At 37.2% G+C, this 12,287-nt stretch carries 12 protein-coding genes; 8 read left to right on the top strand and 4 right to left on the bottom strand.

Annotated features, from left to right (window positions below; genetic code table 11):
• Positions 1-57 precede the first annotated feature (57 nt).
• On the top strand, positions 58-1,245 hold the full coding sequence (locus tag IWB64_RS17475; protein ID WP_194535236.1) for an aldose epimerase family protein: 1,188 nt from the start codon (positions 58-60) through the stop codon (positions 1,243-1,245).
• A gap of 8 nt (positions 1,246-1,253) precedes the next feature.
• Here the strand turns inward: IWB64_RS17475 and IWB64_RS17470 are convergent, their stop codons facing one another.
• Positions 1,254-2,114 (bottom strand): AraC family transcriptional regulator, encoded by an 861-nt coding sequence (locus IWB64_RS17470; RefSeq protein ID WP_194535235.1) that lies wholly within the window; start codon positions 2,112-2,114, stop codon positions 1,254-1,256.
• Between the two features lie 142 nt (positions 2,115-2,256).
• On the opposite strand from IWB64_RS17470, the gene IWB64_RS17465 reads away from it, so the two are divergent.
• The 4 genes from IWB64_RS17465 to IWB64_RS17450 all read left to right on the top strand — a co-directional run bounded on the left by IWB64_RS17465 (position 2,257) and on the right by IWB64_RS17450 (position 7,237).
• Positions 2,257-3,195 carry a dihydrodipicolinate synthase family protein gene (locus IWB64_RS17465; RefSeq protein ID WP_194535234.1) on the top strand — a complete coding sequence of 313 codons (939 nt, stop codon included), beginning with the start codon at positions 2,257-2,259 and terminating at the stop codon, positions 3,193-3,195.
• A 154-nt stretch (positions 3,196-3,349) separates the two neighbouring features.
• Positions 3,350-4,936, top strand: a complete 1,587-nt coding sequence (locus tag IWB64_RS17460) for an aldehyde dehydrogenase (NADP(+)) (protein ID WP_194535233.1) — start codon at positions 3,350-3,352, stop codon at positions 4,934-4,936.
• A 28-nt stretch (positions 4,937-4,964) separates the two neighbouring features.
• The gene (locus tag IWB64_RS17455; protein WP_194535232.1) at positions 4,965-5,972 is read left to right on the top strand and encodes a 4-hydroxyproline epimerase; all 1,008 of its coding nucleotides are present in this window, start codon (positions 4,965-4,967) and stop codon (positions 5,970-5,972) included.
• A gap of 14 nt (positions 5,973-5,986) precedes the next feature.
• Positions 5,987-7,237 (top strand): NAD(P)/FAD-dependent oxidoreductase, encoded by a 1,251-nt coding sequence (locus tag IWB64_RS17450; protein WP_194535231.1) that lies wholly within the window; start codon positions 5,987-5,989, stop codon positions 7,235-7,237.
• A gap of 4 nt (positions 7,238-7,241) precedes the next feature.
• On the opposite strand, the gene IWB64_RS17445 is transcribed toward IWB64_RS17450, so the two are convergent.
• The 3 genes from IWB64_RS17445 to IWB64_RS17435 are packed head-to-tail and all read right to left on the bottom strand — an operon-like array spanning position 7,242 to position 8,850.
• Positions 7,242-7,631 carry a VOC family protein gene (locus tag IWB64_RS17445; protein ID WP_194535230.1) on the bottom strand — a complete coding sequence of 130 codons (390 nt, stop codon included), beginning with the start codon at positions 7,629-7,631 and terminating at the stop codon, positions 7,242-7,244.
• Positions 7,628-8,206, bottom strand: a complete 579-nt coding sequence (locus IWB64_RS17440; RefSeq protein ID WP_194535229.1) for a GNAT family N-acetyltransferase — start codon at positions 8,204-8,206, stop codon at positions 7,628-7,630. Before IWB64_RS17440 ends, IWB64_RS17445 begins: the two co-directional genes overlap by 4 nt.
• Positions 8,206-8,850, bottom strand: a complete 645-nt coding sequence (locus IWB64_RS17435) for an alpha/beta hydrolase (RefSeq protein WP_194535228.1) — start codon at positions 8,848-8,850, stop codon at positions 8,206-8,208. The genes IWB64_RS17440 and IWB64_RS17435 overlap by 1 nt, the downstream gene beginning before the upstream one ends.
• 73 nt (positions 8,851-8,923) lie before the next feature.
• Here IWB64_RS17435 and IWB64_RS17430 point away from each other — a divergent pair, with 73 nt between their 5' ends.
• The 3 genes from IWB64_RS17430 to menD are packed head-to-tail and all read left to right on the top strand — an operon-like array spanning position 8,924 to position 12,283.
• Positions 8,924-9,349 (top strand): PaaI family thioesterase, encoded by a 426-nt coding sequence (locus IWB64_RS17430; protein ID WP_155596141.1) that lies wholly within the window; start codon positions 8,924-8,926, stop codon positions 9,347-9,349.
• Positions 9,349-10,464: a chorismate-binding protein gene (locus IWB64_RS17425; protein ID WP_194535227.1), complete on the top strand. Its 1,116-nt coding sequence runs from the start codon at positions 9,349-9,351 to the stop codon at positions 10,462-10,464. The genes IWB64_RS17430 and IWB64_RS17425 overlap by 1 nt, the downstream gene beginning before the upstream one ends.
• Before the next feature lie 49 nt (positions 10,465-10,513).
• Entirely contained in the window at positions 10,514-12,283 is a 1,770-nt protein-coding gene (gene menD / locus IWB64_RS17420) for a 2-succinyl-5-enolpyruvyl-6-hydroxy-3-cyclohexene-1-carboxylic-acid synthase (protein ID WP_194535226.1), read from the top strand.
• The last annotated feature ends 4 nt before the right edge of the window (positions 12,284-12,287 follow it).

The following is a 12,287-nucleotide window of genomic DNA, read 5'->3' as shown; positions in this document are numbered from 1 at the left end:
ATTACTTTTTTAGTTAACTTGCCTGAGGTTTGACCAAATCCAGATGTACTTATTGATATGAGAATTTTAAAACTACTAATAGCCTGTAGCTTAGCAGGAACCATTAACCTTTCCTGTAATCAAATTATAAAAGAAAAAATGACCGAATCCGTTTCCGAGCTGCCAAAAGCAAAATACGAGAAGAATATTAACCCCCAAGATTTTACTACAGTTATAGAAGGAGATTCGGTAAAGTTCTATGCTCTGACCAATGCCAATGGAATGGAAGTTACTTTTACCAACTACGGGCAACGTTTGGTTTCTTTATATATACCTGATAGGGACGGCAATTTTGAAGATGTAGTGCTGGGTTTTAATAATTTAAAAGACTATAGGGCGAAAAAGAATTTTTATGGTGCTACAATCGGTAGATATGGAAATCGTATTGCTAAAGGAAAATTTTCTTTAGATGGTAAATTGTATGATTTAGCTATAAATAACAATGAAAATCACCTTCACGGAGGAGAAGTAGGATTTGAAAGTGTAGTTTGGAAAGTTGTGGAACAGTCTAAAAATGCAATTAGCTTTAGCCGCACATCTCCTGATATGGAAGAAGGTTACCCTGGTAATCTAGAGGTTAGGGTTAGTTATGTACTAACAAATGATAATGAATTACAAATAAGCTACGAAGCAAAGACGGATAAGCCCACGTATGTAAACCTTACCAATCATTCATTCTTTAATCTTAAAGGAGAAGGTAAGGGTAACGTTTATGATCATGTGGTGCAATTGAATGCCGATAAATTCACGCCGGTGGATAAGGGCTTGATTCCAACTGGAGAATTGAGAGATGTGGCAGGTACTCCTTTTGATTTTCGAGCACCAAAACTTATAGGAAAGGATATTGAAACTGATTATGACCAAATTGAATTGGGTAATGGTTACGATCATAACTTAGTTCTAAGTGAAGTGCCTAAAAACCGCGAAGGCTTGACTTTTGCAGCTAGGGTTGTAGAGCCTACTAGCGGTCGTACTTTAGAGGTTTATACTTCTGAACCTGGAGTCCAGTTTTATACAGGTAATTTTTTAGATGGCTCTGATATTGGCAAAAGTGGTAATGTTTATGAGCGCAGAGGTTCTTTTTGTTTAGAAACACAACATTTTCCAGATTCGCCTAACCATCCTGAATTTCCTAGTACACGATTAGACCCAGGAGAAACATACACGTCTTATTGTATTTATAAGTTTGGTGTTACTAAGAACTAAATACAGTTTTAAGTAGATTTTTTATTTTTTTGTTGCGCAGCAAACCGTGAAGGAATCACACCTTTTAATTTTTTGAATTGTCTGTTGAAGTTAGAAATCGATGAAAATCCGGATTGTTCTGAAATTTCTAGAATAGAGTTTTGGTCGTCTCCTCGGTTTAATAATTGACACGCATGCTCTATACGAAGCTCTATCAAGAATTGAAAAAAGGTCTTATTGGTATGCTGTTTAAAGAATTTACAAAAGGCATTGGGTGTCATATGTACTTTGCTTGATACTGTATCTAAATTAATTTCATTCTGAAAATGAGTTACCACGTAATCAAAAATAGTTTGCATACGTTCTCCTTGGGAACTCCCCATTTTCTTTGAGGATACAAAGTTTGTCAAGGTCTTTTTATCTGCATAACACAGGTTTTTTAGTAAATTGAAAAAGCAAATGAAACGCTCCAGTTTTTGCAAATTAGGAAGCTGTTTCATAGCATTTTGAATATCTTTCGTATCACCTAAAACCTGAAAGCCTTCTTTTGAAACATTAAAAAGGGGGTGTAACTCCTCCAAGTCTGGTAATTCAAAAAATGATTCGCCAAAAGTAGTTTCCGTAAAGAATAATGAAATTCTATGGGCCATTTCATCTGTACTATCATTTTTGAATAAATGCGGACTATGAGGACCAATCACAAAAAAATCGCCATCCTCAAATGGGTGAATGCTATCGCCAACAATCAATTTTCCTTTTGCTTTAACAATTAGAGTTAGTTGTATTTCTGCATGCTGATGCAGTTTATCATAGAAAACCATCTCCCTGTCTACCTGAACTATTAGATTCTGGTGTAGCGGTTTTGGAATTTGAAAAGGATGTACTTTCATTGTATAAATTAAGCGTATTTAAGTCAAATAGTAGGTATATTGGTTTAATGATGGATAATATAGTATATAATTTTGATAATATGCTCTAATTAGTACTCACTTTCTTCTATTAATTTTGAGGGTGTAATTAAAAATTGACCAAATGAAATTTGAATGGAAAGGTGTTATGCCAGCGGTGACTACAAAATTTAATGAAGATGATACGCTTGATCTAAAGATGTTCCGTACCAATATAGAAGCTCAACTAGAAGCTGGGGTTCACGGAATTGTTTTAGGAGGTTCTCTTGGTGAGGCAAGTACTTTAACTGCAGATGAAAAAAAGGTACTTATAAAAGAAACAGTTCAGATAGTTAACGGTAAGATTCCTGTTATAATGACTATTGCAGAACAGGCAACGAAAGTTGCCCTTCAAGCGGTTAAAGATGCTGAAGATAGCGGTGCAGACGGACTTATGATTCTTCCTCCAATGCGCTATAAATCTACGGATAATGAAACCGTTCAATATTTCAAAGAAATAGCCAGTAGTACCGAGCTTCCTATTATGATTTATAATAATCCTGTAGATTATAAAATTGAAGTAACCGTAAGCATGTTTAAAGAACTACTTGAATTAAAAAACATCACGGCGGTAAAAGAGTCAACAAGAGATATCATAAATATTGGACGTTTGCGTAATGAATTTGGTACCGATTTAAGCATTTTAACGGGAGTAGACCCATTAGCTTTAGAAAGTCTCTTTATGGGTGCCGATGGTTGGGTAGCAGGTCTTGTTTGTGCTTTTCCAGCAGAAACCGTTGCTATTTATGAACTGGCCAAAGCTGGTTACACCATCGAAGCTACTGAGATTTACCGATGGTTCCTACCATTATTAGAGCTAGATATAAGCCCGCAATTGGTTCAGAATATTAAGTTGGCTGAAGTTGCTACAGGCATTGGTACCGAAGTTGTGAGAAAACCAAGACTTCCATTACAAGGTAAAGAACGAGACAGGGTTTTGAAAGTAATACAAGACGGACTAAAAAGTAGACCTCAATTACCAGATTATAAAAATTTGACTGTACTAAATAAGCAGTTGGCGTAATCTCATTGAAATTTAGGTGGATTTTTTCAATTACGTCTATAAAAAACGCTTGTTAAAGTTATTTGGTGAGTAAAAGTCTTTCTAGTAAATTCTTGGTGCTTAACCCCAAATATAGTAGCTTCATGCCTATTTTAAAGAGCAGAAATACCATACTATGATTACAGGAAAAAACTATATAGGAAATGAGCTTTCATCTATTGGAAGTGATACATATAAAACCTTTGATCCAAAGCTTAATTTGGAAACAGAATGGACTTTTTATGAGGCCACAAAGGAGGAAATAAATAAGGCTGTGGATAAAGCTCACGAAGCTTTTCAGACTTACAAAAACTTTTCAGGAGCTAAGAAAGCAGAATTTTTAGAAGCTATAGCCGAAGAGATTGAGGCTCTAGGTGATGAATTGATTCAGGCGTATTGTAAAGAGTCTGGATTGCCAGAAGGTAGAGCTGTTGGTGAACGTGGGCGTACTATGGGGCAGTTGCGGGCTTTTGCTCAATTGCTAAAAGAAGGTTCGTGGGTAGAGGCTACGATAGATACGGCCCAACCAGATAGACAGCCAATGGCTAAAACAGATTTACGTAAAATGTTGCTTCCTATTGGCCCTATAGCTGTTTTTGGTTCAAGTAATTTTCCGTTCGCATTCTCAACGGCTGGTGGTGATACCGCTAGTGCTTTGGCTTCCGGTTGTCCGGTAATTGTAAAAAGTCACCCTATGCATGCTGGTACTGGAGAACTGGTTTCTTCGGCAGTAATTAAAGCAGCGGAGCGCACGAGTATGCCTGACGGTATTTTTTCTAATTTGAATAGTAGTGGTATAGAAGTGGGACAACAGTTGGTGCTTCACCCTAAAGTTAAAGGCGTAGGATTTACAGGAAGTATAAAAGGTGGTACGGCGCTTTATAAATTGGCTAACGAACGAAAAGAACCTATTCCGGTTTTTGCTGAAATGGGTAGTATAAACCCTGTTGTGGTTTTACCTTCCGCTTTGCGTGAAAAAGGTCAGGATTGGGCTAAACAATATGCCAGTTCGGTTATGATGGGTGCTGGACAATTTTGTACTAATCCAGGATTAATTTTGGGAATAAAAAGCACATCGCTAGATGTTTTTATAAACGCTTTAGGTGAAGAAATAGATAAATTGGAGCCTTCTTGTATGTTGCATCCAAACATTTATAACAACTACGAAAAAGGTAAAAAAGAGCTTTCAGGTCAAGGTGGTGCTGATGTTGTAGCGGAATATGAAAAGGCAGTAGCACCAAATTATGCAAAACAGAAAGTGCTAACCGTTAATGGGGCTAATTTTTTAAAGAACTCTAAACTACATCAAGAAGTATTCGGACCATTTTCTATTGTGGTAAGATGTGGCGATGCAAAAGAGATGACAGAAGTTTTGAACCGTTTGGAAGGGCAGTTAACAGGTACCGTTCTTGGAAATCCTGAAGAATTAAAAACATACAGTTCAGCAGTAGACGCTTTACAAGGAAGAGTTGGGAGGTTAATTTTTAATGGTGTTCCAACAGGAGTAGAAGTTTGTCCCTCTATGCAACATGGCGGACCTTTTCCTGCCAGTACGGATAGCCGTTTTACTTCGGTTGGAGTATCTGCTGTGAAGCGTTGGGTTAGACCGGTTTCATTTCAAAATTGGCCACAAGAATTACTTCCTGAAGAATTACAAAATGGTAATCCGCTCGCGATAATGCGAATTGTTGACAGTGAGCATACCAATAAAAAAATTGAGTAAGATTAGAACATGTAGTACTATTTGAATTATGGCGACGCGTATTTTCACCTGTATTGATGCCCACACCTGTGGAAACCCAGTAAGGTTAGTAGCTAAGGGAGGACCTGAACTTATAGGTGCATCCATGAGTGAGAAACGTCAGCATTTCCTAAAAGAATACGATTGGATTCGTAAAGGGTTAATGTTCGAGCCTAGGGGTCATGATATGATGAGTGGTAGCATTTTTTATCCACCAGCAAATACTGAAAATGACTTTGGTATTCTGTTTATAGAAACCAGTGGTTGTCTGCCTATGTGTGGTCACGGTACTATTGGAGCCATCACCATAGGTATTGAAGAAGGATTACTTAAACCAAAAAAGCTGGGTGAAATTCGAATGGAAACACCGGCTGGGCTTGTTAGAATAACCTATAAGCAAACAGGAAATAAAGTAGATTGGGTAAAGTTGACGAATGTAAAATCGTATTTGGCCGCTACAGATTTAACAATTGAAAGTTCTGATTTAGGTGAATTGGTATTTGATGTTTCTTATGGCGGTAATTTTTATGCGATAATAGACTCACAATCCAATTTTTCAGGCATTCAAGATTTTTCAGCAGGCAAACTGGTTCAATTGAGTCAAGAAATTCGAGATAAAATAAATTTAAAATACCCCAATACATTCGTCCATCCGGAGGATGAAACCATTAATGGAGTAAGTCATATTTTATGGACAGGAGATACTATTTCTACCGAAGCAACCGCTCGCAATGCTGTTTTTTATGGAGATAAGGCAATTGATAGGTCGCCTTGCGGTACGGGAACTTCCGCGAGAATGGCACAATGGCATGCCAAAGGAAAATTAAAAATAGGAGAGGAGTTCATTCATGAAAGCTTTATAGGTTCAAAATTTATAGGTAGGATAGAAGAAGAAACTCTTTTGAACGGTAAAATAGCTATTTACCCCAGCATTCAAGGTTGGGCCAGAATATACGGCCATAATACCATTACAATTGATGACGACGACCCTTATGCACATGGGTTTCAGGTTATATAAAACAGAAAGAAGAATTGAGTAAGAAAGTTATCATAATAGGAGGAGGAATTGTGGGGTTAAGTTCTGCATATTTCTTAAGCAAGGAAGGTCATGATGTTACGGTAATAGATAAATCCGATATTACATCTGGAGCTTCGTTTGTAAATGCAGGTTACATTACTCCTAGTCACATTATTCCACTGGCGTCCCCGGGCATGATTGCCAAGGGCATTAAGATGATGTTCAATTCTGCGAGTCCATTTTATATGAAACCTAGATGGGATACCGAGTTCTTTAAATGGTCATGGTATTTTCATAAATCATCTACCAAAGAAAAAGTGGCTAAAGCTATTCCTATTATTAAAGACATCAATGTTCTGAGTAGAGAACTTTTTGGGGCTATAAAAGCTTCGGGTGATTTAGGTGATTTTCAATTGGAGCGTAAAGGGTTATTGATGCTTTATAAAACCCAAGAGGCTTATCTTCATGAGAAAGATGTGGCAAATAAAGCCAGTTTTTTAGGCCTAGAAGTACAAGAACTAGATCAGAAACAATTGGCAAAGTTAGAACCAGAGGTTGCTATAGATGCAAAAGGAGCTATTCACTATGAATGTGATGCACACTCTACGCCAACTCAGTTTATGCCAAAAATAGTAGCTTATCTAAAAAGCGCAAGAGTAAAGATTAGAACGAATGAAGAAGTTCTGGATTTAGAAGTAAAAGGAAATCGGATTCTCAAGATTAAAACTTCTAAAGGCAACTATACAGCGGATGAAGTAATACTTGCAGCTGGCTCATGGAGTGGCAAAATCGCAAAAAAAATTAGGATGGACTTACCTCTGCAAGGAGGTAAAGGCTACAGTATAAATGTTGCGAGGCCCACAGGAATAGCCATTCCTGCTATTCTTATGGAGTCAAAAATGGCGGTTACACCAATGGATGGTTTCACACGGTTTGCCGGCACAATGGAGTTTTCTGGCAACAACGATTTTGTTAGAAAAGAGCGAGTTATGGCTATTGCCAGCGGAGCAAAAAACTTTTATCCTACCGTAGATATAAACGCAAATGAAATTGCGAGTGTAAAAACAGGATTACGCCCAGTTTCACCGGACGGACTTCCCTATATTGGGCGTTCTTCCAAATGGGCCAATTTGACTTTCGCAACCGGGCATGCTATGATGGGATGGAGTCTAGGGCCGGCTACAGGAAAATTAATTTCTGAAATAATAGACGAGAGAAAAGTGTCCATGAATATCGATGCCTTTTCTCCGGATAGAAGATTTTAGCAAACTATTTTCTTTCGATAAGGTCCCAGAGGTTTCCGTACAAATCTTTAAATACGACAACGGTTCCGTAGGGCTCATCACGAGGGTCTTCGTTGAATTCTACAGCTTGGTCTTTCATTTTTTTGTAATCTCTCCAAAAATCATCGGTGTGCAGAAATAGAAAAACACGACCACCAGATTGGTTTCCTATAGCTTTTCGTTGTTCGTCATTCGTAGCTTCAGCTAGTAAAAGCGATAGTCCGTTTAGACTAGGAGGAGATACCGTAACCCACCTTTTGTTATCATCTAATTGAATGTTGTCTACCAGTTTAAAGCCTAATTTATTAGTGTAGAAGACAATGGCTTCATCATAATCTTTAACTACTAGGGTTACTTGTGCTATGGCTTGATTCATATAAAGTTTTTAAATTTTGATTGTTTAATATCTGCCCATTCCTCGTTCAGGATTCCGTAACAGCATGAACTTCTTCTGAAATCACTTTTGGTGATGACGTTCTTTCTTAGGATTCCTTCTAAACTCGCCCCTAATTTTTCTACCGCTTTTCTAGAACGTATGTTTCGCTCATCAATTCGGAATTCCACTTTCTCAAAATCCATCTTTTCAAAAGCGTAGCTTAACATCAAAAATTTCATTTGATGGTTAAAACCAGTACCACGGGTGGCAGGAGAAATCCACGTCCAACCAATATGTAATACTCTGTTTTTATAGTCAATATGACCAAAACGGGTACTACCTATGCAATCATTGGTTATTTTATTATAAATAACGAAAGGAATAGATTTTTTCTGCTTTTCTTCGGTCAAAGCTGTCTCTATATAGTTCTCTAATTTTTGAATTGTAGAAACATCATTAGAACCATATTGGTAAAGGTCTATTTGCTGTGCAATTGGCCAGAGTTCTTTGGTATGTTCTTTTTTTAAAGGAACGAGCTTCACCAATTCATTTTCCAAAATAAAAGCTGTATTCATTATACCAGATTTAGGATGAGTTCTTTTTTTATTTCGTGCCCGCCTTCGAAGAAAATTTGTTCTGCTTTTCCTGCAAATAGATGATCTATTTTTTTGGATTCGGTTTCCCGTCTCTCCTTAGTTATATACTCATCCGTGTCCCCAACCAGTGTAGTCACCTTGGTGTGATTTTCTTTTAAGAAACTAAAGTCAGATGCTTTTAATTCATTAGGAATACCTCCAGCATAAAGCACTAATTGATTGCACTTTATCTTTCTTTGAGCTACCCATCTTGTGGCGATCGAAACTCCTTGTGAGTATCCAAGTATTATAAAATTACAATTTTCCGGAAACTCTTGTGCGGCATACACAGCATCTAGATAGGCCAAAACATTTTGTGTTTCTTGTTCTGTACCTTCTTTGGTAAGCCAGCTGGCTCCAACGCGCCTATATGTATTGTTTAAATAGTATTTTGATGGTGCTTGAGGTGCAATAATATAGTTTTCTTCAGGAGGTAATTCATCAAAATACCTTAAGAAATATCGACTTAAATAGCCAATGCCATGCAGTACAATCCAAACGTTTTTAGTTTGACTTGTGAGCGAGTTTAACGTAGCATAGCTATTTGTGGTGGTATAAGATACCGTATTTTCAGAATAATCCATAGAACAAAAATCTCTATAAAAGTAATGGCTTTTATTGATGACGTAATGCTTAATTTTGAAAAAAATAGTAGATATGGACGCCTACAAGGAAAAAATACTGAAGGTTTGCAATGAATCTTCAAAAAACACACTGATGGAGACCCTACAAATTGAATACGTAGATGTGGGTGAAGATTTTTTGGTTGGAAAAATGCCTGTAAACTCGCGAGTTCACCAACCAGATGGAGTTTTACACGGTGGAGCTATGGTTGCCTTAGCAGAAAGTATAGGTAGTATGGCCTCGTATATTTTTCTTGATGCACAGCAATTTTCCATACGTGGTATTGAAATTTCTGCTAACCATGTCAAAGGTGTTCGTGATGGCGATGTGTTTGCAAAAGCTACTATTTTGCATAAAGGAAGAACTACCCAACTGTGGGAAATTAAGATTACAAATGAAGAAGGTAAACTGGTCTCGTTCTGTAAATTGACCACAATAGCTTTACCAAAGAAAAAATAATGCCCTTGGATTTTTTTCAAAAAATTGAATCTCACCTAGAGAATAAATTACCTTTTGTAGCTTATCGTAAACCTAATGAGAAAGGCGTTACTGCCATTTTTCAAGAAGATGAAGAGTTGCATCACCTTAATGACTATTTAGAAACAGGATTTGTTTTTGCACCATTTGATTCCGATAGAGGAGCCGTACTCTTGAAATTGGACGAAATTGTTAGTCTTGCTCATTTCCCGGAAGAAGCTAATGCGCCATCACAAGACATTGAGATAGGAATAGACACAAAACAGAAGGATTTTCATCTGGAGTTGGTAAAGAAAGGTATTGCCGAAATCAAGGCGGGAAGTTTTGATAAAGTAGTGCTTTCAAGAGGTATACAGCTTAAAACAGATGCTTCTCCTTTAGTTTTATTTCAGACGCTCTTGCATGAATATAAGACCGCATTTTGTTATTTGTGGTATCATCCAAAGGTAGGGATGTGGCTTGGGGCAACTCCTGAAATTTTATTGACCATGCACAATAGAAAACTAACGACTATGTCATTAGCAGGCACCCAAGATTACGGTAACGACGAAAACCCTACTTGGGGCAACAAAGAGCTGGATGAACAGCAGTTGGTAACAAATTATATTATTAAAGCTTTGGAGGGTAAGGTTTCGGACTTGGAACGAACGCCAACAGAAACCGTAAGGGCCGGTTCTTTAATGCATCTTAGAACCAAAATATCTGGTATTGCAAAGCAAGAAGAACTTGGAGAGGTGGTAAAAGCGCTTCACCCAACACCTGCAGTCTGTGGTATGCCCAAAGAGAAAACAAAAGCATTTATTTTAAAGGAAGAAAACTATGACCGTGAATTTTATACCGGTTTTTTAGGCGAATTGAATTTTAAGACCGAAAGGAATAGAAACAATCGCCCTAGGAATACAGAGAACAATGTGTATCGTTCTATTTCTAAAAACACCACGCTTTTTGTGAATTTACGTTGTATGCAATTAAAGGAGGGTAACCTGCAGATTTATGTTGGTGGCGGAATTACTAAAGATTCGGACCCCGAAAAAGAGTGGAACGAGACGGTAGCTAAGAGCAAGACTATGCTTAAGGTGATAATGGCTACAGAGTAATTTAAACAAGATTGGTTTAAGAAATACAACCGTTGTATTTTTGTAACTCATGAGATACTCTAGCATACCCTCCGCGCAATTGGTAGTACAACACTGCAAGGCGAAAAAGATAAAAAATATTGTAATTTCTCCAGGGTCACGAAATGCACCGCTGACGATTGATTTTAGCGAAGACCCTTATTTTAAATGTTTCAGCGTTGTGGACGAACGCAGTGCCGCTTTTTTTGCATTGGGTATAGCACAGCAATTACATGAGCCCGTTGCCGTGGTATGTACTTCAGGAAGTGCTTTGTTGAATTATTACCCAGCGGTGGCAGAAGCATTCTATAGTGGTATTCCGTTAGTTGTGATTTCAGCAGATCGACCGATTTATAAAATTGATGTAGGTGATGGGCAAACTATAAGACAGGATAATGTTTTTGATAGGCATATTGGTTATTCGGCCAATTTAAAACAAGATGTTTCGCACGCTGTAAAAAGAGTAGAGAAATATAAGCCTGAGTGGTTATCAGAGGAAAATAAAGATACCGCACAACAAGAAATACAAGATTATAATGATAGTGAACTGAATACCGCACTTAACGTGGCATTGCAGATTAAGTTACCGGTACATATAAACGTTCCTTTTGAAGAACCCCTTTATGACACCACTACGGAACCTTCTGTAAAAGCGCTTATTGTTCCTGTAAGAGATAAAGAAGAACTAGAGATTTCAGATTTACAGAACTATGCGGATATTTGGAATACTTCGTCAAAAAAAATAGTATTGGTGGGTGTGAATCCGCCTAATGAGGTGGAGCAAAAATTCCTAGATGTGCTAGCAACCGACTCGTCTGTAATAGTTTTGACGGAAACTACATCTAACCTTCATCATCCAAATTTCTTTGCGAGTATCGATAGTATTATTGCTCCTATAGAAAAAAGTGAGGAATCTAATGTGTTGTTTGAAAAGTTAAGACCTCAGGTGCTATTGACCTTTGGAGGTCTTATTGTATCAAAAAAAATAAAGGCATTTTTACGGGAGTACAAACCTGAACATCATTGGCATATAGATGAGCTTAAGGCATTCAACACTTTCTTTGCGTTAACACATCATTTTAAAACGGATGTAAACAGTTTTTTTGCTGATTTTATGAATCAAATAGAACCTCAATCCAGTGATTATTTTAATTACTGGAATAAAATTCGATTACAATATGAAATAAAACGTGAGGATTATATGAAGCAAATTCCGTTCTCGGATATGTTGGCTTTTTATAATATATTGAAATCAATTCCTAAAAGTCAGCATGTACAGTTAGCTAATAGTTCTACGGTGCGTTACGCCCAACTATTTAATTTAGACCCTAGTTTAGAAATTTTCTGCAATAGAGGAACTAGTGGAATTGACGGGAGTACATCTACAGCAGTTGGATCTGCATTTTATGCTAAAACTCCTACGTTACTAATTACGGGAGACATCAGTTTTTTCTACGATAGCAATGGTCTTTGGAACAATTATATCCGCTCAGATTTTAGAATAATTATTATAAATAATGATGGCGGTGGTATTTTTAGAATCTTACCAGGTCAAGAAGAAACTGAAAATTTCGCTACTTTTTTTGAAACGGCTCATGATAGAAATGTTGAACACTTAAGTGCTCAATTTGGCTTTGAATATATGTTAGTAAATGGGGTAACTAGTCTGAATGACAGGCTCAAAGATTTTTACAAAAAATCTGATAAACCTAAAATTTTGGAGGTCCATACACCAAGATTTATAAACAACAAAATTTTGCTCGGTTATTTTGATTTTATATCTTCGAGGGAATTAACATAAACCA

This window comes from Zobellia nedashkovskayae (genome assembly GCF_015330125.1).
Lineage (GTDB): Bacteria > Bacteroidota > Bacteroidia > Flavobacteriales > Flavobacteriaceae > Zobellia > Zobellia nedashkovskayae.
Note: the sequence above shows the minus strand (reverse complement) of the source record. Positions and strands in the feature narration are given on the sequence as shown.